Annotated in this window: 21 protein-coding genes; 10 read left to right on the forward strand and 11 right to left on the reverse strand. The window is 49.1% G+C overall.

The features are described from left to right. Nucleotides 1-96 precede the first annotated feature (96 nt). Nucleotides 97-939, reverse strand: coding sequence for a translation elongation factor Ts (gene tsf, locus UF06_RS09480; RefSeq protein WP_039433451.1), 843 nt, complete (start codon nucleotides 937-939; stop codon nucleotides 97-99). A 130-nt stretch (nucleotides 940-1,069) separates the two neighbouring features. Then, complete coding sequence (gene rpsB, locus UF06_RS09485) at nucleotides 1,070-1,798, reverse strand: 30S ribosomal protein S2 (protein WP_045570230.1); 729 nt, start codon at nucleotides 1,796-1,798, stop codon at nucleotides 1,070-1,072. Nucleotides 1,799-2,172: 374 nt separating this feature from the next. Between rpsB and map the strand changes: the two genes are divergently transcribed. The 3 genes from map (at nucleotide 2,173) to UF06_RS09500 (ending at nucleotide 6,317) form a co-directional block, all read left to right on the forward strand. Then, nucleotides 2,173-3,051 (forward strand): type I methionyl aminopeptidase, encoded by an 879-nt coding sequence (gene map, locus UF06_RS09490; protein WP_045570231.1) that lies wholly within the window; start codon nucleotides 2,173-2,175, stop codon nucleotides 3,049-3,051. Between the two features lie 92 nt (nucleotides 3,052-3,143). Further along, nucleotides 3,144-5,765, forward strand: a complete 2,622-nt coding sequence (gene glnD / locus UF06_RS09495) for a bifunctional uridylyltransferase/uridylyl-removing protein GlnD (protein WP_045570232.1) — start codon at nucleotides 3,144-3,146, stop codon at nucleotides 5,763-5,765. A gap of 168 nt (nucleotides 5,766-5,933) precedes the next feature. Next, nucleotides 5,934-6,317 carry a DUF3461 family protein gene (locus UF06_RS09500; protein WP_039430299.1) on the forward strand — a complete coding sequence of 128 codons (384 nt, stop codon included), beginning with the start codon at nucleotides 5,934-5,936 and terminating at the stop codon, nucleotides 6,315-6,317. Between the two features lie 44 nt (nucleotides 6,318-6,361). Here UF06_RS09500 and truC read toward each other — a convergent pair whose 3' ends face one another. Both truC and UF06_RS09510 read right to left on the reverse strand, forming a co-directional pair. Beyond that, nucleotides 6,362-7,096 (reverse strand): tRNA pseudouridine(65) synthase TruC, encoded by a 735-nt coding sequence (truC, locus tag UF06_RS09505; protein ID WP_045570233.1) that lies wholly within the window; start codon nucleotides 7,094-7,096, stop codon nucleotides 6,362-6,364. Next, nucleotides 7,096-7,410: a YqcC family protein gene (locus UF06_RS09510; RefSeq protein ID WP_045570234.1), complete on the reverse strand. Its 315-nt coding sequence runs from the start codon at nucleotides 7,408-7,410 to the stop codon at nucleotides 7,096-7,098. The genes truC and UF06_RS09510 overlap by 1 nt, the downstream gene beginning before the upstream one ends. A gap of 78 nt (nucleotides 7,411-7,488) precedes the next feature. Between UF06_RS09510 and UF06_RS09515 the strand changes: the two genes are divergently transcribed. Both UF06_RS09515 and UF06_RS09520 read left to right on the forward strand, forming a co-directional pair. Next, complete coding sequence (locus tag UF06_RS09515; RefSeq protein ID WP_045570235.1) at nucleotides 7,489-8,526, forward strand: DUF3549 family protein; 1,038 nt, start codon at nucleotides 7,489-7,491, stop codon at nucleotides 8,524-8,526. 6 nt (nucleotides 8,527-8,532) lie between these two features. Continuing rightward, nucleotides 8,533-8,832, forward strand: a complete 300-nt coding sequence (locus tag UF06_RS09520; protein ID WP_045570236.1) for a DUF3301 domain-containing protein — start codon at nucleotides 8,533-8,535, stop codon at nucleotides 8,830-8,832. Here the strand turns inward: UF06_RS09520 and UF06_RS09525 are convergent. Next, the gene (locus tag UF06_RS09525) at nucleotides 8,792-9,295 is read right to left on the reverse strand and encodes a GNAT family N-acetyltransferase (protein WP_045570237.1); all 504 of its coding nucleotides are present in this window, start codon (nucleotides 9,293-9,295) and stop codon (nucleotides 8,792-8,794) included. The two genes, UF06_RS09520 and UF06_RS09525, sit on opposite strands and share 41 nt — an antisense overlap. Nucleotides 9,296-10,131: 836 nt before the next feature. On the opposite strand from UF06_RS09525, the gene UF06_RS09530 reads away from it, so the two are divergent. After that, nucleotides 10,132-10,434 carry a hypothetical protein gene (locus UF06_RS09530; protein ID WP_045570238.1) on the forward strand — a complete coding sequence of 101 codons (303 nt, stop codon included), beginning with the start codon at nucleotides 10,132-10,134 and terminating at the stop codon, nucleotides 10,432-10,434. Next, on the forward strand, nucleotides 10,431-10,874 hold the full coding sequence (locus UF06_RS09535; protein ID WP_045570239.1) for a YaiI/YqxD family protein: 444 nt from the start codon (nucleotides 10,431-10,433) through the stop codon (nucleotides 10,872-10,874). Before UF06_RS09530 ends, UF06_RS09535 begins: the two co-directional genes overlap by 4 nt. 75 nt (nucleotides 10,875-10,949) lie before the next feature. On the opposite strand, the gene UF06_RS09540 is transcribed toward UF06_RS09535, so the two are convergent. The 3 genes from UF06_RS09540 to UF06_RS09550 form a co-directional block, all read right to left on the reverse strand. After that, nucleotides 10,950-12,536: an AbgT family transporter gene (locus UF06_RS09540; protein WP_045570240.1), complete on the reverse strand. Its 1,587-nt coding sequence runs from the start codon at nucleotides 12,534-12,536 to the stop codon at nucleotides 10,950-10,952. Nucleotides 12,537-12,788: 252 nt separating this feature from the next. Next, complete coding sequence (gene ykgO, locus UF06_RS09545) at nucleotides 12,789-12,914, reverse strand: type B 50S ribosomal protein L36 (RefSeq protein WP_039430308.1); 126 nt, start codon at nucleotides 12,912-12,914, stop codon at nucleotides 12,789-12,791. A 1-nt stretch (nucleotide 12,915) separates the two neighbouring features. Next, nucleotides 12,916-13,179, reverse strand: a complete 264-nt coding sequence (locus UF06_RS09550) for a type B 50S ribosomal protein L31 (protein ID WP_039439800.1) — start codon at nucleotides 13,177-13,179, stop codon at nucleotides 12,916-12,918. A 124-nt stretch (nucleotides 13,180-13,303) separates the two neighbouring features. On the opposite strand from UF06_RS09550, the gene tsaA reads away from it, so the two are divergent. From tsaA to UF06_RS09565, 3 genes are all read left to right on the forward strand, one after another. Beyond that, nucleotides 13,304-13,999, forward strand: a complete 696-nt coding sequence (gene tsaA, locus UF06_RS09555) for a tRNA (N6-threonylcarbamoyladenosine(37)-N6)-methyltransferase TrmO (RefSeq protein ID WP_045570241.1) — start codon at nucleotides 13,304-13,306, stop codon at nucleotides 13,997-13,999. Between the two features lie 89 nt (nucleotides 14,000-14,088). Beyond that, nucleotides 14,089-15,804: a proline--tRNA ligase gene (locus tag UF06_RS09560; RefSeq protein ID WP_045570242.1), complete on the forward strand. Its 1,716-nt coding sequence runs from the start codon at nucleotides 14,089-14,091 to the stop codon at nucleotides 15,802-15,804. A gap of 236 nt (nucleotides 15,805-16,040) precedes the next feature. After that, nucleotides 16,041-16,247: a YaeP family protein gene (locus UF06_RS09565; RefSeq protein ID WP_045570243.1), complete on the forward strand. Its 207-nt coding sequence runs from the start codon at nucleotides 16,041-16,043 to the stop codon at nucleotides 16,245-16,247. A 73-nt stretch (nucleotides 16,248-16,320) separates the two neighbouring features. Here the strand turns inward: UF06_RS09565 and UF06_RS09570 are convergent, their stop codons facing one another. Genes UF06_RS09570 through UF06_RS09580 form a run of 3 tightly spaced genes read right to left on the reverse strand, consistent with a single transcriptional unit; the run spans nucleotide 16,321 to nucleotide 23,782 of the window. Further along, nucleotides 16,321-16,791, reverse strand: coding sequence for a hypothetical protein (locus UF06_RS09570; protein ID WP_045570244.1), 471 nt, complete (start codon nucleotides 16,789-16,791; stop codon nucleotides 16,321-16,323). 59 nt (nucleotides 16,792-16,850) lie between these two features. Next, nucleotides 16,851-18,209: a DUF1552 domain-containing protein gene (locus UF06_RS09575; RefSeq protein WP_045570245.1), complete on the reverse strand. Its 1,359-nt coding sequence runs from the start codon at nucleotides 18,207-18,209 to the stop codon at nucleotides 16,851-16,853. After that, the gene (locus tag UF06_RS09580) at nucleotides 18,209-23,782 is read right to left on the reverse strand and encodes an Ig-like domain-containing protein (protein WP_045570246.1); all 5,574 of its coding nucleotides are present in this window, start codon (nucleotides 23,780-23,782) and stop codon (nucleotides 18,209-18,211) included. Before UF06_RS09580 ends, UF06_RS09575 begins: the two co-directional genes overlap by 1 nt. Nucleotides 23,783-24,116 lie beyond the last annotated feature (334 nt).

A 24,116-nucleotide genomic window follows, 5' to 3' on the forward strand; every position in this document is an offset into this window, starting at 1 on the left:
GCAATCCCAATTCATGACGGCTAATAAATGGGCCGTTTATTCGTAAAAAGACCGCAGCCATGGCCACGGTCTAATCTTTGCACAAATCTCTAAGGATTAACCTTTCTGAGCCAGTGCTACTTCTTCAGCGAAGCTTAGGCCTTCAGCTTTTTCGATGCCTTCACCCACTTCTAGACGAACGAAAGTAGAAACTGATGCGCCGCGCTCTTTTAGGATCTCAGCAACCGTTTTCTTAGGTTCCATAACGAAAGGCTGACCAGTTAGTGAAACTTCGCCAGTGAATTTCTTCATGCGACCTTCAACCATCTTCTCAGCGATTTCTTTAGGCTTGCCTTCGTTCATCGCGATTTCAACTTGAACTTCACGCTCTTTCGCTACTACGTCAGCTGGTACGTCTTCTGGATTTACGTACTCAGGACGAGATGCTGCTACGTGCATTGCGATGTGTTTCAGAGTTTCTGCGTCGCCTTCACCAGCAACAACAACACCGATTTTCTCGCCGTGACGGTAAGAAGCAATTGCAGTACCTTGAACGTACTGAACGCGACGGATGTTGATGTTTTCACCGATCTTAGCAACTAGAGCAACACGCTCTTCTTCGAATTTAGCTTGTAGCTCTTCGATAGACGCTTTAGATGCCAGCGCTTCAACTGCAACTTTGTCTGCGAATGCAGTGAAGTTACCATCTTTAGCAACGAAGTCAGTTTGACAGTTAACTTCAAGAAGTACTGCAACACCGTTTTCGTCTTTGATGAAAATTGCGCCTTCAGCTGCAACGTTGCCCGCTTTTTTAGCCGCTTTTGCAGCGCCAGATTTGCGCATGTTTTCAATCGCTAGTTCGATGTCGCCGTCAGTCTCAACAAGCGCCTTCTTACATTCCATCATACCTGCGCCAGTACGTTCGCGCAGTTCTTTTACTAGAGCAGCAGTAACAGCCATTCTCTATTCCTCAGTTAATTCTGGATACGGTAAAAATCAGGGGCCTACTTTTCGGCCCCCGATGCTAACTATAACTTAGCCTGTGCTACAAACAGGTTGCAAACAGGCCAAGTGTGACACAGAGCCGCTATTATTCAGCTTCTACAAAACCGTCTTTTTCAGCTACTGCTACAACGTCTTTGTTACGGCCTTCAGTAAGAGAAGTTGCCGCTGCGTTTAGGTATAGTTGAACTGCACGGATTGCGTCGTCGTTGCCTGGGATGATGTAGTCAACGCCGTCTGGGCTAGAGTTAGTATCTACTACTGCGTATACTGGAATACCCAGGTTGTTCGCTTCTTTGATTGCGATGTGCTCGTGATCAGCGTCGATTACGAATAGAGCGTCTGGTAGACCGCCCATGTCTTTGATACCACCAAGAGATTTCTCAAGCTTCTCCATTTCGCGAGTACGCATTAGAGCTTCTTTCTTAGTTAGTTTGTCGAAAGTACCGTCAGTTGATTGAACTTCTAGCTCTTTCAGACGCTTGATTGACTGACGTACAGTTTTGTAGTTAGTCAGCATACCACCCAACCAACGGTTGTTTACGTAGTACTGGTTGCTAGCGATAGCAGCTTCTTTAACAGCTTCAGATGCAGCGCGTTTAGTACCTACGAAAAGAACTTTACCTTTTTTCTCGCCAACTTTTACTAGCTCAGCTAGTGCTTCGTTGAACATAGGTACGGTTTTTTCTAGGTTGATGATGTGAACGCGGTTACGTGCGCCGAAAATGAATGGCTTCATTTTTGGGTTCCAGTAACGAGTTTGGTGACCGAAGTGAACACCAGCTTTCAGCATATCGCGCATTGATACAGTTGCCATTATATAATCCTCTATGGGGTTAGGCCTCCACATCCCCCATGCATCCGACCCTAACTTGGAGGGCACCCCGGAACATGTGTCGGAATGTGTGTGATTTAACAAAAAAAGTTTAGTGGAAAAACCCCGCTTCGCCGAACGCAAATCGCAGATTCGAAGAGAACGTACTTCATTTCCGGCGCGCTTTATACCATATTTTGCCTATCTATGGCAAAAAAAAATTGGCTAGCCCCGAGAGTCGAACTCCATACTGCAAATCCTGTTGCGCTTTATCAACGCCCCATGCGCCAGTTCAACAAATACACATTCTCATTTGTTCCTGATAGAATACGCCATCGGCACATAACCGTGCTTGCGAATTTAAGTAGAGAAAGCCAATGTCAATTAAAATCAAAACCGCACAACAGATTGAGCGCATGCGACTTGCAGGTGCGCTGGCCGCTGAAATTTTGGAAATGATCGAACCTTATATTAAAGAAGGCGTGACCACCGACGAACTCAATCAGATTTGCCACGACTATGCGACAGAAAAAGGCGCGTATTCAGCCCCTTTGAACTATCACGGTTTTCCTAAATCCATTTGTACCTCCATCAATCACATCGTTTGTCACGGTATTCCAGCCAGCAAAGATGAGATTGGTAGTAACGGTCAACTAAAACCTGCTGTGCTGAAAAACGGGGACATCCTCAACGTCGACATTACCGTCATCGTTCCTGACGACGAAAATGCGGATCTCTCAGTTCGACCACAAGGTTTCCACGGTGATACATCGAAAATGTTTCTAGTCGGTGAGGTTTCACCAGCCAACAAACGTCTATGTATGGTTGCTCAAGAAGCGCTGTATGTTGGGATGCGTCAAGTGAAACCTGGCGCAACGGTCGGTGATATCGGCACAGCGATTGAGAAGTACATTAAAGACAACAACAAGAACAATCCACGTAACAAGTTCTCTATTGTCAAAGATTTCTGTGGTCACGGCATTGGCGATGAGTTCCACGAAGATCCCCAAGTCGTGCACTACCGCAATAGTGACCGCCGCGTACTCAAAGAAGGGATGTGTTTCACTATTGAACCGATGATTAACGCAGGAAAGTTTGGTTGCACTGTCGATGCACAAGACGACTGGACAGTCTACACTGGCGATGGCAAAAATTCGGCGCAGTGGGAACACACCATTGTGGTGACCAAAGAAGGCTGCGAAGTACTCACTCTACGCAGCGAAGAAACCATTCCACGTTTGATGAAAAACGTCTGATCTCTCAATATCCCCGCCTCGCGGGGATATTTTTTATCGTCCGCAACTCTGTTACAGTCTCCTGCAGATGATGATTGCACGGACAGCACAGTATGCCTTTTCACTCTCCTTTAGCCTTCAGTGACGAACAACTGGTGGTGCCGGATTTAAAAAACCAGCTCGAACAGTTTGCCGAATCGCAAAAGCACGCCTTTCTCAACCACCATCCGGTCACCGATCTGGTCCTCGCCAGAGCGGAATACATGGATCTACTGCTGACTCGCTTGTGGCGCTACTACGGTTTTGCCAATATTCACAACATCGCTTTGGTGGCCGTTGGCGGATATGGACGAGGCGAACTCCATCCCTTATCGGATATCGATATTCTGGTGCTGTCCCAACACAAGCTCGCTAGCGAACTTGAAAGCAAAGTCAGTGAGTTCATCACCCTGCTGTGGGACTTGCGCTTGGAAGTGGGCCATGCGGTGCGAACGGTTGTAGAGTGTGCCAATGTTGGCCGAGAGGACCTCACCGTGGCCACCAACCTACAAGAAGCACGCCTCGTTTGTGGGTGTGAGAATACCTTTCAAGCGTTGAAAAAAGTCGTCCTGTCGGACTCTTTCTGGCCGAGCGAAACCTTTTACCAAGCGAAAATCCAAGAACAGCGTGAGCGGCATGCCCGCTACCACGACACCACCTATAATCTCGAACCAGACATCAAATCTACCCCTGGCGGACTGCGTGATATTCATACCCTCAGTTGGGTCGCGCGCCGCCATTTTGGTGCGACCTCTTTGCTTGAGATGAGCCGCTATGGTTTTCTCACCGACGCTGAGTATCGTGAACTGGTGGAATGTCAGGACTTTCTCTGGCGTGTGCGCTTTGCGCTGCACATTGAACTGAGACGTTATGACAACCGCCTGACATTTGCTCATCAGGCCCAAGTGGCCGAACATTTGGGTTTTCACGGCGAAGGCAATCGCGGTGTAGAAATGATGATGAAAGAGTTCTACCGCACGCTGCGTCGTGTCGCTGAACTCAATAAAATGCTGCTCAAACTGTTTGATCAAGCGATCATCAACGGTGGCGAGACGGAACCTGCCATCATTATTGATGAAGATTTTCAGCGCCGCGGACGCTTGATTGAAGCGCGTAAACCGGCCTTGTTCCAAGCCCGTCCTGAAACCATTCTCGACATGTTTTTGCACATCGCCAACGACTCCACCATTGATAGCGTCAGCCCTCCGACCTTACGCCAACTGCGCACCGCCAGACGCCGCCTGAACAAGTTTCTCCACACCTTACCCGAAGCTAGAGAGAAGTTCATGGAACTGGTGCGCCACCCCAACGCGCTGCACCGTGCCTTTAGTTTGATGCACAAACTCGGCGTGCTTGCCGCTTATTTACCGCAGTGGAGCCAGATCGTCGGGCAGATGCAGTTTGACCTGTTCCACGTTTACACCGTGGATGAGCACAGTATTCGCCTGCTTAACCACATCAATACCTTCGGCTACGCCAAAAATCACGAAAAGCATCCGATCTGCTGTGAAATATACCCAAGACTACAGAAAAAAGAGCTACTGATTCTCGCAGCGATTTTCCACGACATCGGTAAAGGGCGCGGCGGCGATCACTCTGAAATTGGTGAAACCGAATCCTACGAGTTCTGTATTGAACACGGCTTGTCCAAACCAGAGGCCAAGCTAGTCGCTTGGTTAGTACGTAATCACCTACTGATGTCCGTCACCGCACAGCGTCGTGACATTTATGATCCAGACGTGATCACCGAATTCGCCAAACAAGTGCGTGATGAAGAACGCTTGGAATATCTGGTGTGTCTGACAGTCGCGGATATCTGCGCCACCAATCCTGAGCTGTGGAACAGTTGGAAGCGTACTCTGCTTGCCGAACTGTTTTACTCCACCCAAAGAGCTTTGCGTCGTGGATTAGAAAATCCAGTCGATGTACGCGAGCGTATTCGTCACAATCAGCAACTCGCTTCAGCCTTGCTGCGCAAAGAAGGCTTCAGTGCGCGTGAAATCGAAGTGCTGTGGCAACGTTTCAAAGCGGACTACTTTTTGCGCCACACCCATCAGCAGATCGCTTGGCATTGCGAGCATATTTTACGTATGGAAGACCCCGAGCAACCCTTGGTGCTGATGAGTAAAAAAGCCACCCGCGGCGGCACGGAAGTGTTTGTGTATACCAAAGACCAACATGCCCTGTTTGCCACTGTGGTGGCCGAGCTGGATAGACGCAACTTTAACGTGCATGACGCGCAAATCATGAGCAGCAAAGATGGCTATGTACTTGATACCTTTATGGTACTGGATCAAAACGGCGAAGCGGTGGACGAAAACCGTCACAAAGCTGTGGTCAAACATCTCACTCATGTACTGACTGACGGACGGCCGACTAAGATCAAAACCCGCCGCATACCGCACAAGTTGCAACATTTTAAAGTCAAAACCAAAGTCGATTTTCTACCGACCAAGAGTAAAAAACGCACCTTAATGGAGTTGGTGGCACTCGATACCCCCGGGTTACTGGCTGTGGTTGGCGCAACCTTTGCCGACATGGGCTTTAATCTGCACGGGGCGAAAATCACCACCATTGGCGAGCGAGCGGAAGACTTGTTTATTCTTACCGGCGATTTGGGTGGTCGACTCAACGAAGAGCAGGAGCAATTGCTGCGCGAGAGACTGGTGCAAAATATTGCCGAGCTCGCACCTTAAACAGTTGCAATCATACGCTTCCCGTCGCATACACGGTGGGGAGCGTCCATCCTCAATCGAGCGCGATCTTGTCCACAAGTTAAACAATTTGGTGAGATATCAGCTATCTACTCTATGCACTGGCTGCTACATTGAAGCTTGTCAGTCATACATCAACAGAGGTCGCCTATGTATCCACACCTCACCGGATTAGGTATTCACGATCCAAACCAAATTGAACGTTACTCACTGCGTCAAGAAGCTCACAAAGACGTACTTAAGATCTATTTTCACAAGCAAAAAGGGGAACTGTTCGCCAAGAGCGTTAAGTTCAAATACCCGCGCCAGATAAAAAATGTGTTAGTGGATAGCGGCAGTCACCAATATAAAGAGGTGACGGAGATTAACCGTAATTTGACGTTGGTGATTGACGAGTTAAATCGCATCACCAAACCGCCGAAGCAGAGCGAAAGCGACATTAAGCAGAAAATCCTAACCGACCTAAAACACTTAGAAAAAGTCGTATCAAGCAAGATTGCCGAAATTGAAGCCGACTTAGAAAAGCTAAAGTAACCTGCCACTGAGAAGGGTTGACTGCTCAACCCTTGTTTGACTCACTAGGCCTTGTTAAGCACAGCTAAATCCCATGCAAATCGAGTAAATAACTGCTTCCACACCGCGTCAACGCCCGCGCGAATCACCACCATTTGCTGAGTAAACGGATGGACAAAACGCAGCTCTGAAGCGTGCAATAACAACCTTGGCGCTGCAAATTCCTCGCGAAACAGCTTGTTGTGCTTGCCATCACCGTGGGTAGTGTCACCGACGATCGGATGACGCAAGTGCGCCATATGGCGTCTCAGTTGATGCTTGCGCCCTGTCTTCGGTTTTAACGCCATCAAGCAATAACGCGTAGTGGGGAATTTTCCGGTCGAATAAGGCACCTCAACACGGCACAGCGGCTGATAGTGTGTAATCGCTTCCTGCGCTTCTTTTTCTTGAGAGGCAAACTTATCGGCAATTTTGTCCAGCTCGACTTTGAGTGGGTAATCGAGCTCGCCCCCTTCCTCAATCCAACCGCGCACAATCGCATGGTAAGTTTTCTCCATTGCTTGTCCGGCAAACATCGGCATCACCTGCGAGGCTACTTCAGAGGATAAAGCAAACATCAATACCCCCGATGTTGGGCGATCAAGACGATGCAACGGAAACACATGCTGACCCAGTTGATCACGCAGTGTCTGCATGACAAATTGCGTCTCATGCTTATCCAGCCAACTACGATGCACCAACATACCTGCGGGTTTGTTAACCGCCACAAAGTGCTCGTCCTGATAAATTATCTCCAACATTAACAGCTTACCTCATCAATTTTTCTCAGTACGTCAATCACTCGATTGTGCTCTGGCTGCGCTTGCCACACCTGTTCAAAATAAGGGGTGATAGCAAAACCCGTTGGCGTCGCGCTTTGTGCATCGAGCAGCGCCTGCATACGCGGGATAAAAATCCACTGCAACCATTGCTCAGGGGCCAAGGTATCCAGCGAAAAAGGTTCAACACTTTGCAACGCCTTGGCGGGCGGCATGCGTTCTTGCCACAGTGCGACGGTTTTCAGCTCCGCTTGCAACTCAACCAATAAAGAGAGCAAAAGTGTGCGACTGGTCATTAATCTTTCCATCCTCACCTTGAATTAGCCGCGAATGATACCATCTAATGGGGAAAGAAAGTTAGGACATCAGTGTTAATGGATACCATTCATACCCTTACTCAGTTGCTGCAAAACAGCCACTGCGAGTACACCGTCTTTGATTTAGGACGCCGAATCAAAACCATCACCAATCACGATTTCGCTCACATTGAGCAAGGCGCGGCGGCCTACCCTTATCCGCTGCAGAGAAAAGCGCATTTAGCCATTGCCTACTGGAACGAACAAAAACAACCGTGGGTGTGGTTTTTAAAGTTTGAACTCGATGAGCGCGGCTTGCTCAAACAAGCAGACATCGGCAACTTCATCAAATATATCATTGAGGCGATGGGTACTCGCTTATCGCAAGAAATGTCAGAAGAGCAGCAGCAAAAACTGGCGAATAACCCCTACACCTTCAAGCCAGCAGACGACAAAATGGCGGTATTTCATAGCCAACTTCGCGCTCAGCTCGACCTCCCAGCCAGCCAATACTATGAACACGCACAGGCTTATTTCGCCGGTTCATTGGGCTGGGATAATTGGCAAACTGTGGGTTTGCAAGGGATAACCGATCTCTGCGCCCGGCTGGATCGTGAGCAAAATGGCGTACTGGTGCGAAAAGCGCTCGCTCATCTGCCCAGTCAGCCACTGTACGCCTTGTTAGGTGCTTTGGAACACACTGAGCTACCCGACAAGCTGGCGGCCCGTTTAATTGACCTGACCCAATCGGCCCTTTCGCAGCCCAACCCAGATCTTTTTCTGATTTCCGCTTACGCCCGCGCCCTCGCAGGAGCGAGACCCTCAGAGATAAAACCGCTGTTGGAGACCATTTTATCCAGTGCCCGATTAAGCCACCAAGAAGTGTTAATTGGCATTGCTGGTCGCGCTTGGCACTGGCTCAGCGATAGCCAAACGGCGGAGCGCTTTTTGACCCGTTTGGCGCAAACAGGAAATCAGCTTCTGTTCAACCAGCTATTTGCTGATCTGGTGATGTTGCCAGAACTTCGCATGGTGCTATTGCCACTATTGCATTCAAGTCCAAGTGAAGAACTCTCCTCTGCACTACGCAAGCTGCAACAGGCAACGAAAGGATAACGTTAAATGATGGGTGATCTTTTGGCCATTCTCGGCTTAGCGCTCTTTTGCTTTCTGTTTTGGCAACAACGGCAACAGTCGGAGCTAGCCAAATCAGCGATTGTGCGCAAGTGTGAACAACTGGATTTGCAGCTCATCAGTGTGGCTTTTGGCGCGCATAAACTGAAAACGCCAGACGGTGTCTGGCGTTGGCATACAGTCTATCACTTTGAATTTTCATCGCTTGGTGATGATTGTTATCAAGGTCACCTCATCATGAGCGGTTTTAGGCCGCTGAACTTTTTCCTGCCACCACATCGGATGTAAACAGCATCTGCCATGCTTCTTCTCGCTGGCCGCTTTGTGGCTGGCGATAGAAACCGAGTTTACTCAGCAGCGCGATTGCCGCCTTGTTGCTCGGTTTAACCCAAGCAGTGACTTGTTCAAGTTGCAAATCGTATACCGCTTTGGGCAGAAACGCTTTCAAAGTTTCCGTCGCAATCCCTTGGCCCCAATAGGCTTTGTCAAATAGAAACCCAAGTGTCGGCTGAGAATCAAGATCAGCGATATACACATGTCCCATGTATTCGCGATTGTAGTTATCCAAGACCGCCATGGCATGAATGTTGGGATCATTGAGCACTTTATCAAACAGCAGTTTCGCATTCGCGACCGTATAGGGCCCGCCTAACTCAGCGCGATTCTTCGCACAGCAATTGAGCATGACAAACTCGAGCTTTAATGAATCATTGTAAGGAAGAAGCAGCGTTCTTCTGGTTACTATGGTCACATCGTATCCTTGATAGCCTTGACATCGGCACACTAAGCGGCCGTGAGTGTCAAAAGAGAGAAGCCGAAATTAAACCAACTTGCACAATAGGTTATTGATCCAGATTGTTTTTTAGACGTTGTTTGTGAATTTTTTATAAGAGGCCAAACCATTGGTTCGGCTTAAAGGGCTGGGGATAAGAAAAGCCCCGATACAGAGTATCGGGGCTATAGTCTTACTCGCAGCAGTCCGGCTACTAATAATGCTCCCTGCATCATCCATAATAGTGGCTGAATCCTTCAGCTATTCCTTACGTCGCCGTCCTAGCGGTGTCCTGTGTCTTCCCGACTGCTAACATTCCTCGTTAGCGCACATCACTTGTTCCCTGAGCGGTGTCCCTTGCTTCATCCTGAAGCGGTCCTTACCTCAATCCTTAGAGGGGTCCATTGTCATTCCTTGCTCACTAACATCCTATTAGTGATTGCGTCCGTACAATGTCCTGCGCTCCTTGCTTGATTCCTCTTCCTGAGCAACCAAATCGTCATCCTGACGATAACCAAGTCCTTGGCGTTTCCTGTTCCGTGTCAGCATCCTTCCGACAAGGCCTAATTTACCTTTTTTCCTTATCGGAGCAATCGTTTAACTAAGAAAAAACACCATGATATCCATTACATTTCATTTACAACCTTTTATTATCAGTAAGTTACCATAGAACATTCATGAAATGACGTACGCTGAATTCGCTTTTTCTTACAAAGCGTGTGAGATATCTCTTACAAGCAATTACCGAAATTGCCATTCGCCAAACGCTAAACCTCAACGTATGATGAGGGATATATCGTTATTAGAGACCGATTATGTTAACTCAAGACGTTACCGAACAGTTGCAAGCCGTGCTGGAGCAGTTGCAACAACAAGGCAAAGAGCCTACCGTCGCCCTAGTGCGAGCGCGCATGAACACGTTAGTGCCGATGCCTGCCCTAATCGCCGCAATCAAAAGTTGGAAGAGTGCCCAGCGCGTACCCAAAGTGGAAGTGGCAGCGTCTCAAACAGAAACCGACCAAGCCGAACGTATTGCCCAATTGGAAAAAAACGTGGCCGAACTGGCCGCGCGTCTTACTTCTCTAGAGGCACAACTCAACACGGGGACAAGCGCATGAAACTTTGGGTTGATGCGGACGCCTGTCCGAAAGTGATTCGTGAGACCATCGTCCGCGCCGCAGAGCGCACCGGCGTTGAGTGCACCTTTATCGCCAATCATGTGGTGCCTGTACCCAAAAGGCAAAATATCCACTCCATTCAAGTTCCAGCTGGATTTGATATTGCTGACAATGAGATAGTCAAACGCACCGAAGCGGGTGATTTGGTGATTACGTCAGACATTCCACTGGCTGATGAGGTGATCAGTAAAGGCGCGCTGGCATTAAGCTCCAGAGGTGAGCTCTACACCAACGACACCATCAAGGCGCGGCTTAATATCCGCGATTTTATGGACACCATGCGCTCAAGCGGTATCCAAACGGGTGGACCAGCGGCACTGTCGCAAACCGAACGACGCGAGTTTGCCAATCATCTCGACAGAATTTTGGCCAAGCGCTGAATCAATGCGAAGCGCTGCTTCAATGAGAATAAAAAAAGCCTGCGAAATTGCAGGCTTTTTCTTTCGTTCAGCGCGTTAAGGCGTGTAGTACGTCGCTGCGCCCGGACCAACAGGCAGGCCAAAGACGAACACCCACACGTAGAAGAGCAAGCTCCAACCAACAATGAACACTAAGGAGTACGGCAGCATTACCGCAATCAAGGTACCGATGCCAAGGTTCTTCATATAGCGGGTGGCAACGGCAAGGATCAAGCCAAAGTAGCTCATCATTGGCGTGATGATGTTCGTGGTCGAGTCACCGATACGGTAAGCGGCCTGAATCACTTCTGGCGCATAACCCACCAGCATCAGCATAGGTACGAAAATGGGTGCAGTCACGGCCCATTGCGCAGAGGCTGAGCCAATCATCAGGTTGATAAAACCACACATCAAGATGAAGGCAAAAAACAGCATTGGACCGGTTAAGCCAATCTCTTGCAGGAATTCTGCGCCCGCAACGGCAAACACTTGACCAAAGTTAGTCCATTTAAAGAAGGCAACAAACTGCGCGGCAAAGAATACCAGCACGATGTACATGCCCATCGACGACATCGATTTCGACATCGCATTGATCACATCACGGTCGCTTTTCATCGTGCCGACGACTTTACCGTAGACAAATCCCGGTACGGCGAAGAAGACGAAAATGAACGCGACGATGCTTTTCAAAAATGGGGAGCCAGCAATCGTGCCCGCATCAGAGCGCAGAATGCCGTCGGCAGGAACCACGGTCCACGCCAAAAGTGCCGAGACCACCAGCGTTGCCAGACCTGCAAGCTTAAGGGCTTTTTTCTCCAGCGCCGTCAATGAGCCCATTTTGTCTTGGCTAAGATCTTCTGAGGCCTCTTCATCGTTGTATTTGCCCAGTTTTGGCTCGACGATTTTCTCTGTCACGAACGCGCCCAAACCCGCAATCACAAACGTCGAGACAAACATGAAGTACCAGTTGACTTCCGGACCAACGGTGTAACTCGGATCAATCATTTGTGCAGCGGTTTCGGTAATGCCCGACAGCAGTGGATCCACGGTACCAATCAACAGGTTTGCCGAGTAACCACCCGACACACCGGCAAATGCCGCAGCGAGGCCCGCCAATGGATGACGACCAAGAGAATGGAATAACATTGCTGCCAGTGGGATTAAGACCACGTAGCCAAGCTCAGAAGCGGTGTTGGAGATGATGCCCGCGAATACCACCGTGACCGTCACCATCCGCTTTGAGGCACCCATGACCAGACCACGCATTGCCGCAGACAATAAACCCGAATATTCGGCAATCGCCACACCCAGCATCGCCACCAGAACCGTCCCTAGTGGCGCAAAGCCAACAAAGTTTTTCACCAGATTGGTGACGATCAGTTCAAGACCATCCGCATTGAGCAGGCTGACCACGTGGATCATGCCATCGGCGGCGCGACCTTTCGCACCTTCTGGGCGAGGGTCGACAACAGAAACCTCGAAATAGCCGGCAATGCCAGATGAAATTAAGATCGCCAAACAGAAAAGGGCAAATAGAGTGATGGGATGGGGTAGCAAGTTCCCCAAATATTCCACCGAATCAAGAAAACGCGTAAACAGCGACTTCTTTGGTGAAGAGTGATTTATTGAAGCAGATGAACTCATCTGTTCCCTCCTTGTAGTTTTTCCTGAGCAAATGTGACAGAAATGTCAAAATCTGGCGCAGGGTACTTGAGCAAGGAGGGAAATAAAAATTACAAATGTTACAATTTATTGCAAAATAGCCGTATTTATAACCAGATTGTGACCCAAAAATGGTCGCATCATCTATAAAACAAATATTTACCAGAATTATAATCAAGAGAAAATCATTACTGCGTGCGATATCTGTTTACAACTAACCATTTGATACTTAGCCTACTTTTGCACCGCTTTAAAACGAGGATTGGATTTGCAAATCACATACAAGCGCCCTCTGCGTTTGACGATTTGGCAATCAGGGTGGCGGCTTTTGGCACTTTTCAGCGACGATAATACTTTCATGTTACTGCTCCGTTTCTTTGTTAAATTGGCCAAAACGACGGTTGAAATTCGCCACTCGACCCTCTTTTTGCACCACACGCTGCTTGCCGGTGTAAAACGGATGTGATTCCGATGACACCTCAATGGTGAAATAGGGGTACGTCTGGCCATCTTCCCACTCAATGGTGCGATCGGTTTGCAATGTTGACCCGATCAAGAAATATTTATCGACGCTGGTGTCATGAAACACCACTTGGCGGTATTGAGGATGGATTCCCGGTTTCATTTAATTTCCTTCGCAATTAAGTGTTACAATATAACATAACAAATGATAGTTATTATCAAAAAGAGTTGCAAGTAAAAAAGTGTGGTAGCTTTGCTCCATTCTCTATTCAGCCGCCACAAACGCTATGTACACCATCGAACCCATCGGTATTATCCAAAGCCCATATAAAGAAAAATTTGCCGTCCCTCGTCAGCCAAGGTTGGTGCCTGCAGCCAGTGCCAGAGTCAAACTGAGTGGCACGGCCAATAGCCCAGAAGCGGTCAGAGGAATAGAGCAGTTCTCACACCTTTGGCTGCTGTTTCTGTTTGATCAAAACCTTGAAGCTGGCTGGAAGCCGACTGTGCGTCCACCGCGTTTAGGGGGCAATGAACGGGTTGGCGTGTTTGCTTCGCGTTCAACGTTTCGCCCCAATGGCATCGGCATGTCAGCCGTCGAGCTTAAAGGCGTGAGCAAACAGGGCGAGCAGATCTATCTTGAGTTGGGGAGTGTCGATCTGGTTGATGGTACGCCAATTGTCGATATCAAACCCTACATCCCCTACTCCGATTCCATTCCCGAGGCACTGGGTGGGTACGCAGAACAAGCGCCCGAACAGGCTTTGGTGCAATTTAGCGCCCAGGCAGAACAGACGCTGCAAAAGAGAGCCACTGGCGCACACGAGCGTGACGTTATCGCTCAGGTTTTAGCGCAAGATCCGCGCCCGGCTTATAAGAAAAATCGCGCCGATGAGAAGCAATACGCGGTAAATTTGTTCGATTTGAACGTGAAATTTATCGTAACCGACAAGTTAGTGACGGTTACCTCTATCGAAGGCTTTTGACATTGAGCAATGGCTGATATCATAGTCAGCTTAATTTTACTCCCTCTTTGGTGAGGGGCTTTTAAACATGATGAAACGGATACCATAGAATGCGTACCAGTAAATATCTTCTTTCTACTCTGAAGGAGACTCCAAACGACGCAGAAGTAGTGAGCCACCAGCTCATGCTACGTGCAGGTATGATCCGTAAGCTGGCTTCAGGTCTATATACTTGGCTGCCTACCGGTCTGCGTGTGCTGCGTAAAGTCGAAAACATCGTTCGTCAAGAGATCGACAATGCAGGTGCAATCGAAACCTTGATGCCCGTTGTGCAGCCGTTTGAACTATGGGAAGAGACAGGCCGCTCTGAAAAAATGGGCCCGGAACTGCTTCGCTTTACTGATCGCCATGTTCGTCCGTTTGTCCTAAGCCCGACCGCAGAAGAAGTGATTACCGCGTTGGTTCGCAACGAAGTGAGCTCGTACAAGCAGCTTCCTCTCAATCTGTACCAGATCCAGACCAAATTCCGTGACGAACGTCGCCCTCGTTTTGGTGTGATGCGTGCACGTGAATTTTGCATGATGGATGCGTACAGCTTCGATATCGACAAAGCTGGCTTAGAAAAATCTTACCAAGCGATGCACGATGCTTACTGTAAAGCATTCGACCGCATGGGCCTTGAGTACCGTCCAGTACTCGCAGACTCAGGTGCGATCGGTGGTAACGGCTCTCAAGAGTTCCACGTACTGGCTGAAAGTGGTGAAGACCTCATCGCCTTCTCGACTGAATCCGATTACGCCGCCAACATCGAGAAAGCAGAAGCCGTCGCTCCTGCGGTTGAGCGTGCAGCGCCAACTCAAGAGATGACGCTAGTAGATACGCCAAACGCCAAAACCATCGCTGAACTGGTTGAACAGCACGGTATCGCAATCGAGAAAACCGTTAAGACGCTATTCGTTAAAGCGTCGGACGCAATTGAAGCGCCTATCGTTGCACTGATCATCCGTGGTGACCACGAACTCAACGAAATCAAAGCAGAAAACCTTGCTGAAGTTGCAACGCCTTTAGAGATGGCAACGGAAGAAGAGATGCGTGAACTGATTGGTGCCGGTGCAGGTTCTCTTGGCCCTGTCGGCCTTAAGTTACCATTTATCGTTGACCGCTCGGTTGCTGTCATGAGCGATTTCGGCGCGGGCGCAAACATCGATGGCAAACACTACTTCGGTATTAACTGGGGTCGTGATGTAGAGCTTGGCCAAGTTGCTGACCTCCGTAACGTCGTCGAAGGCGATCCAAGCCCATGTGGAAAAGGCACATTGATGCTCAAACGTGGTATCGAAGTGGGTCACATTTTCCAACTCGGCAATGTCTACTCTGAAGCGATGAACTGTGGCGTGCTCGATTCCAACGGTAAAAACGTCATCCTAGAGATGGGTTGTTACGGTATCGGTGTTTCTCGCGTTGTTGCAGCGGCTATCGAACAAAACAACGACAAATACGGCATCATTTGGCCAGACGCACTCGCGCCTTTCCAAGTCGCTATTGTACCAATGAACATGCACAAATCTGAGCGCGTTCAAGAAGCGGCTGAAAAGCTTTACGCTGAACTGACCGCTATGGGTATCGAAGTGCTGTTCGATGACCGTAAAGAGCGCCCAGGTGTGATGTTCTCTGATATGGAACTGATCGGTATCCCTCACACTATCGTGATTGGCGATCGCAGCATGGACGAAGGTCACTTCGAATATAAAAACCGTCGTTCTGGTGAAAAAACACCAGTAGCGATGGCCGATATCGTTGAGCACATCAAAGCGCAGCTGAAATAAGATTGCTGACGAAGAGTTGAGAAAAGGGGATTGGCCAAGCCACTCCCCTTTTTATTTGCCCGTTTGACGTCACCGATGAACCGGCGATATTTCTTAGTATCGTCACTCTCGGTTGTTCAATCTTTACCCGCCCCCACCTAAACGTTGCGCCAAGACAATTCTCTACTTTGAGTTTCAAAAGCGCTGTGTGTATAGTCGAGAGCAGTTATCATTTATTCAACATTGAGGAGAGAACCATGCAAGTATACGGTTGTTGTGAAATGGTTCGCGAGCTTTACGCGCAAATTGGCAGTGGCGATCAAGCCTACATTCCCCAAGCCATTGCTTGTGCGGTGAAAACGTTAAATGACATCGCGGCCGATGAAACCCTACCGAAAGAGACACGAGAGAAAGCGGCTTTTGCTGCCGCCAATTTACTGATCTCGGATTTTGAGGACAGCTAATCTCCCGCCTTTTTGCACACATTTGTTCGCTTGATGAGAGCCCTTTTCGCAAGCGAACAAACCTCTGGACGACCTATCTCACGGTAATATTGACAACACTGTCGCTGCGCGGATGCGCCACGCCCGAGGACAAAATGTTGTTGCTCCATAGCAGTTGGTTATTTTGATTCGCGGCAACGCGCACATAATATTTGCCGTTTTTCTTTAGTAAGCGGGTGTCGTATTGCAACTGGTAACTGGCTAAAAATCCCTCTTCATAACTCGCTTTGACTAAAGTGGAAGCGATCACTTTCGCTTCACCGCCATGGTTCAACTCTTCCAAGGTCACCACCGCAGGCACTTCAACAAAGGGCACTTCGCGGTTGGCGGGTTTAATTACACCTTGTAGTGTCACGATTTTATGCTGCATTTCAACCTGCGAATCCGCAGCCAATAGCGTAGATTCGGATGGTGCTTGTGAGCCACTTTGAACGGCATCATTCTCACAGCCGAGCAGCAAGAGTGCCAGCAAGCTCGGCAACCATAAATAGGATTTACGTTTCATTGTATCTTCTCTGATATTGCAGGGTGCAAGGCACCCTGCTTCGGTTTGCTCGGCCGACATTAACTGACGTTGTGGAAAATATTCGGCACCACGTTGGTATTACCGCTATAAGGCACACGGGTGCCCATCGCTTCTGCAAGCGTCGCCCAGATTCGTTGCTGGTCAACCTGACCACCCGTCGCCCAGTGGCTTCTGTCGGCATGCTGCTGAATGTTGTAATAACGTCCAGAGCCTGTGCCATGGTTGAGCAGCCCAGATGCGCCACCCACTAAGAGCATTGGCTGGTTATACTGATGCTCAGGCGCGCCATCAGACATTTCCGAAGTCACCACCACTAAGGTGTGTGCCAGCAAAGAATCAGAAGGCACATCTGGGTCTGAGTGACGAGCAAGCTCATCCAAAAACAGTTTTGCTTGGCGTGCGTACCATTTCCGGCTCTCTTTCCACTCTTGCTGGCTCTTGTAACGATGCGCCAAGTCATGAGGGTTGGCTTTCAAGCTGGCCTCTTTGATAACCACCTGGTCAGCAGAGCGTCCAACCTGTATCGTCGCTACCCGAGTAATTCCGCAGCTCAATGCCGTCGCTACAACTTGACTGTGGCTTGATTGCACTTGATTACGAAAATCCGCAGACATAATTGGGTTGTCTTCCGGTTTTATCGGGCTACATTCAGCCGTAACTGGCACCGTAGAGTCCATGTCATGAACCACTTGTTCAACAGAGTCTAAATGCGTATCCAGTTTTTGACGCTCTCGCCCAGAAAGGGCCGAACGTAGGGCTTGGATGTCATCGTTGATCGGGTCAAACAAATGAGTGCCATTATTATTTGCTGGTGAACTGGCTTTAGCTCCGCTGTAATTCGTACCAAAAATATTTTCAAACAACAAACGAGGGTTTCCTTGTGGCGTTCGCTTGTTTTTGCCATCCCAAGAGACATACCAGTTCACGCTGTCAGTTGCGTGTGGGCCGGCAAATATCGCTCGCTGCGATGGATCAGTTCCTGGCATCACATCGCCTAGCAACACATCTATCGAGCTATTATCCTTCTCTTTGTCTCGTAATACTTCTGCCCAGCCACCGTGGCCCGCATTACCATTACCAAGAATGATACCTTGTAAGTAAAGAGATTTTTCTCTGTAAGCTCCAAGCTCTTTACTTACTTCATTTAAAGTAAATTCTTCTGTATCTAAGGCACCAGCAAGATATGTGGTAGGAAACCACAAGCCTTTATTGTGTTGACCAGAGAAACTATCCGTTGCTAGCCCATCAGGGACGACAAAAAAGACGACTTTAGTTTTTGCCTGCCCCGTCGTGCCTGCATGGGCGATACGGCTTAAACCCGGTAGAGAAAGTGGAGCAAGCACACTTGCCCCTGCGGCCGCTTGTAGAAAACGTCGACGGCTTTTTAGAAAAGACATTAGTTACTCTCCTTTTTAAATTTAAACATTTGCGAGGTCGCGAGGACTTCAAGCATTTCACGTACAGAGCCCGTTTTTTCTAGTTGGGCAGTCATCTCTTGTACCCCGGCTAGCGAGTCTTCATCCACTTTTTGTCCCATCGCATAGCGGAAATAGCTGTCTGCCAAGCATTGCAGCACGGTGGCGTTGGTTGGGAAGTGGGCGGAAATATCCCGCGCGTTGTTAAACTCCAACCACACTTGCGAACCTGTGTTGTCGACCAGTGGACCTGAGGCATCAATCGCCAGTGTCACGCTCGGGTCGTTGTACGCTTGTTCTTGCACTCGCCATTGCCCAGTCTGGCTGTAGTTTTCCAGCGATGCTCCAGTGTCATTCATGAACTGGTGACATTGCCAACATTGACCATCGGACGCTTGCTCGCCGTTGATCGTGTCCCAACGCTCACGGGTAGTGATTGGCGTATCAGGCAGTTCAATCGAATCCGGATCCACATTCACTGGTACCCCAATGGTACGACACAGCAGATTCTGGCGAATCATCAGGCCACGTTTGACCAGCGAGGTTGCGGCATAATCTGAGTTCACCACTTGGGTTAAACCTTGATGCAACAAACCGCCGCGCTGACCGTTATCAACCGTCACTTTCTGGAACTCATCGCCTGTCACACCGGCAATACCGTAGTGCTGGGCCAGCGTGCCATTGACAAAAGTAAAGTTCGGATTGAACAATTCTTCAACTGTACCTTGTCCCTCAGTTAGGAAGTGGCGAATAAACTCCACCTGTTCTTGCACCATAGCTTCGACTACTTCGCTGGAAAGGCCCGGTTTTTCTGGCAACTCTTGCACTTGCGTATGCACATAATAGCCTATGAAATCGGTAAAGCGTTCAATCCCACGAGCGCTCTGCAGCATGTCGGCGACTTCATTGACGATCTGTTCATCAGTCGCCAGCTCACCACGCTGCGCTTTAGCCAGAAGCGAGGCACTTGGTGTGGTACCCAGGAAGCTGTATGAGAGCGCCGCCGCAACCTCATACTGAGAGAGCTCATACACGCCCGCTTGGTCCGTCACCTTACCCAGCTCAGAGCGGTAGAGATAATTGGGCGACAGCAGCATTGAGGCCACCAAGTCACGCACACCGTACTGATTCAAGAAGCCAGTAAATCGGCTCAGTTCATCAGCATTCAGTGGGCGACGGTAAATCTTAAGCCCCATATCGGCGACAAATTGACCTTTATCCACGTTGTCGCCATAGCCAATATTCTCGAGATTCAACGCTTGAGAAATCTCAACAGCCATGGAGTGATACAGCTTCATGTCATCTGCCAGAACCACACCTTGCTCCGACTGGCCGGCAAACTTAAACTCACGCTCGTACTTGTCTTTCGGCAACTTGTTTTTGTCGACCGTCAGGCCAAACAAATCTTTGATACTGTTGGCGTACTCGTAGCTGGTCAGCAATCTGATTTGGCGTTCCCCAAATGCTTCCTCTACGTTCAGATACTTATCCCACACTTCATCAAACAGATAGTCAGCAATAGATTTTGCACAAGTGACATCGCAATGCTCAGCAACCTTCATTTTTACAATCTGCTCAACTAAGAGATCGTAACCACTGTCATTCCACTTGTTTGCAATAGCCGGAGCATCAAAGTAATCAGATGAATGGCACGCGAAACATTGCCCCATCAAATCGCCGCCATTCTCGAAACCGATATACACCACGTTTAAAGTATGCTCTAGGCTTGATTCATTGACTTCCACGATTTGCATTGCAGGTTGCGGGTAGTGATTGTCCAGATACGGGAACCGGACCTTGTATTTTCCGTAACCCAATGTCTCTTCGACTTGGCTTCCCCAAGCTACTTCACGCTCAAATGTTTGTTTACTGGCTACGTCTTCGATGGTCAGCACTAAGCTCTCTTCACTTTCCCCAGTCGGTTTGGCGGGGGCGACAAACTTCACCACACCTTGCAGTTGCGGCATTTCCATGTACTTGAGCGTAATGCTTTCACTCGGATGTTGATCTGAGATGGTGATGTCAAATAGACGCTGCTCTGGAATGTAATCGCCCACGTCATTCAAACGCACTTTATACGTGCCGTTCTCTAGACCATCGATGTTCATCTCTGGTGCGCCCCAAGCGACATGGAATTTACTCTCATGACCATTAGGGTGGATCAACGCGCCGCTCACCAGTTGGTCGCTGACACTCTCATCCGGTGCTGGCGTGCTAGTCAAGGTCACTTGCTTGAGGTTTGCACCGCTTGGGTCATACGACACACGATAGAGCACATTGGCTTTATCATCGGAAACCAGCAACGAGCCATCTTGCAGTTCTAAAAATTCCGCTGGTCGGCCAATACAAGCGTCGGTTAAACAGGTGTAAGATTCCACTGCCGCGCGATCACGCATCCAGCCTGTCACCAGAGGACGTTCATGGATCACTTTGTCGCCATTTTCAATCGTCAACATGCGCAGTTCCAGACCCGGATGCTCAGCCTCACTGCTGCCGTGAGTGATGTAAATCAGATTTTGTACCTTGTCCGATGGCGAATACGCTGGCCAAAACTTCACCCCAAGCGGCGCACTGTTGGTAAAAATATTGAACTCTGCACCGGCAAAATCCGTCGGTTTGACCACGTCATAGTCGATTTGCGGCAAAATCGCTTTTGGCGGAATGATCGGGTGACGGCCCAGCAACATCTCTTGCCAATTAGCCATTTCCTTATCGGTTAAACCGCGCGTATCCTTACCAAAGAAGATTGGCGCGCCGAAGTTTTGATGACCTGGGTTAGAAATACGGTTGATCTCATCCGGGTTATCGAACTGCTGGCGGTTGTTGTCACTAAACCAGATCTCGCCTGTCTGCGGATGCCAGTCAAATCCGACTGAGTTACGAATACCGTTAGCCAGAATATCGTAGTCGCCCGTTGCCAGATCCAGCGCCAAAATGGTGCCATACAACTCCTCTTCCGGCGTAGTACAAATGTTACAAGGCAGGCCGATGGCGGTGTACAGTTTGTCATCGCTCGGGTCCAGTGGATTAAACTTAATCGGGTGCTTTTGGTGCTGCATGCGAGTCCACCATTGCTCATGGGGGATCGGCGTTTTGCTGCCATCGGCTGGGTAGGTAAAGATCTTCTCCGCTACCGGACGAGACTTGAACGTCTGGTTGATGTTGTCAATCTTGTACAACGCGCCTACCGTGCTGTAGTAAAGAGTTCCATCGCGATAAGCGACGCCATGCGGCTCTTCCCCTTCCGCAACGATGTAAGTCGCCACTGGTTGCTGAGTTTGCGGATCAAGTTGAATCGCATAAATAGCGCCCGCCAATGGCTCGCTATCGAGCATAATGGCCGACGAGCCAACGAAAATCATGTTGTCGCCCATCGCCATCGCGCGTGGTTGGTAGATCCCTTCAAGGAAAGTTTCTACCTTCACGCCCCCCAGCGGCAGCAGATCGTCTGTGGCGATCGGCGCACGATATAAGGCATCGACCTCCTTTTGCTGCTGATCTTGCGACTGGCTAAAGTCCACCACCCAAGGAGAGAAACGCGCCACGTAGCCGCTGAAGCCATCAAGATTCAGTTGATATTGGCACGCTTCCAGTTCATCGACGTGCACGGTTTCGCCCCAAGTGCCTTGAAACAGCTTGGTTGAACCATCCGTTGGACAATATAGCGAGCCCGTCAGGGTCTGATTCGCCAGCTCCGCAGGTGGGTTGAGCAGATCCTTATGGTCGAAGTTCGGGAACTGAATCGTCAAACGATTGCCAACAAAGGCTTTTTCAACCTGTAACGAGACTGTTTCTGAACGGGTCTGCGCGCCCTGATCATCGGTAGCCACTGCAAACACGCTATACTCCCCTTCTTCTAGACCGGAGTGGCCTAACGCGAAAGGAGCCTGAGTTACCGCGCCTTGCAATACACTTTCAAGGTAGTACTCCACCTGAGTCACCGAACCATCTTCGTCGCTTACCTCCGCGGTAAACGCAAATTCGTTACCAGCAATAACTTCAGGCAGTGTCAAACGGATGGTCGGCGGCAGATTCAGCTGCACATCACACGCGTTTTCCAGTTTCCAGGCATCTTTCCAATAATCGTTGCCATACCAGTCGACTCCAGGGGCATACGCCTCTTGGCCACACCAGCCAAACTGCTGACACACGTAGGTCGCACCATTGTTGCTCACTCTATCGCCCGCTTTGTACTGCACACCGTTTTGGTATAGGGGAGCATCACAATCAGCCGCGCCGCCAGATTCACCTTGCGACAAACTGTTAGCGGTAATGTTGATCACAGACGAGCGAGTAGTGTGCCCAGCTTGATCGAGCGCTTCAGCAACAACTTGTGTGGTTCCTTGCTGTGCCAGAATATTGACCTGGTAAGGCGCGCTCGCTTGGGTAGTCAGGAGTTGACCATTGGTGTAAAAACGCACCGCTTTCAAATCGCCATCTTGATCAGACGCTGCCGCTTGAAACAGCACCGATTCCCCTTGCAAAGTAGTCACATCCTTATTCGGCGAGACAATCGCCACCACTGGTGGATGCGTTTCTACCGCAGGTTCAACCACTTTAAGCTGCTGTGGCTGTGCTTCGGCGCGATTACCTTTGGCATCCACGGCAACCACATGAAAGGAATAGAGCCCCTCATTGGCCGGAGTAAACTGGAAGTTAAACGGTGCCTGCGTCTTACTGGCGAGCTTTTGCCCATCGACATAAAACTCAACCATAGATAAGTCACCATCGCTGTCTGTCGCAGTGGTAGTAACATGCAAAGTGTCACCTAAAGTCAACTCGCTTGCGCCAGTTGGTTGAGTGATGTTCACTTGCGGCGCATTGCCCTTGTCGGCTTGAACCGTGACAGTACGACTGACACTCTTAGTCACATTGCCTTTTTTATCATACGCTTGTGCGTAGATTGAGTGACTCCCCACCGCCAAGTCGAGTGCATTAAAGGCATATGGCGCAGTTTTGTCATCAGAAACCATGCGTCCCGCGACATAAAATTTTACTCCAGCCAAATCGCCATCTTGGTCTGCGGCGGAGGCGGCCATCGATAAAGGCTGCCCTTGTACAATCTCGAGGCTTTTACTTGGCTTGGTCAGTGTCACCGTCGGTGGATGACTCGGCTCTTCTACACTGCCGCCTTCACCGGCAAAAGTGAACGAGTTTTCCACCATGGCTTCCTCTAAAACACCGCCATAACCAAACGTCATGGTGATACTCTTGCCCGGCTGTAGCAGCAACGTCGAGCCGTTATTGGCATTAAAAACGAGGGTATTTTTGTACTGGCTCCCCTCTTTTACCGCCGATTTCAGGCGTAAGTCGGCGCCTTGAACTCCCCAAGGCGCACTGTAAAGGCCGATCGGCGTGCTGAAGCTAAGTTCTTGGTTATGCAGTTCAATGGCGTTACTCCCGTTGTTTTTCAGTGAAATTTGGTAACTGTTCCAGCTTTGGGAAACATTGTTCGGTGATATTAGGTCTGCAATCATATTATTCGGCAGCATTTGCGCCGAGTAAGCATTGGTTGCTAAAAAAACAGAACCTAAAAACATTGTTGTTCTGTACATACTTTCTCTGTTATTTAAAAAATAAATTATTAATATTCAATGCTCGATCAAATATAAAAATACGATGTGCTAGTGAATAGCTATTGGTTCTTAATAAAAAATCCAAATAAGCGTTCCTCTCTAGAAATTAGATTAATCACAAGTAAAGAAGGCAATTCTTTAGCAGAATAAATCTGTCGATTAAAACTCCTCTCATCGCTTCTTACACCTTGTCGGTAGGACTATAACGTCACTATAATGAATGAATACGAGGGAAGTAACAAAACGCAATCCGGGGGATTATCCCCCACCAGCGCTCACCAAGCCTCGCCAATACTGGTTTAAAGCTTAATAA

This window comes from Vibrio sp. S234-5 (genome assembly GCF_000960595.1).
GTDB lineage: Bacteria > Pseudomonadota > Gammaproteobacteria > Enterobacterales > Vibrionaceae > Vibrio.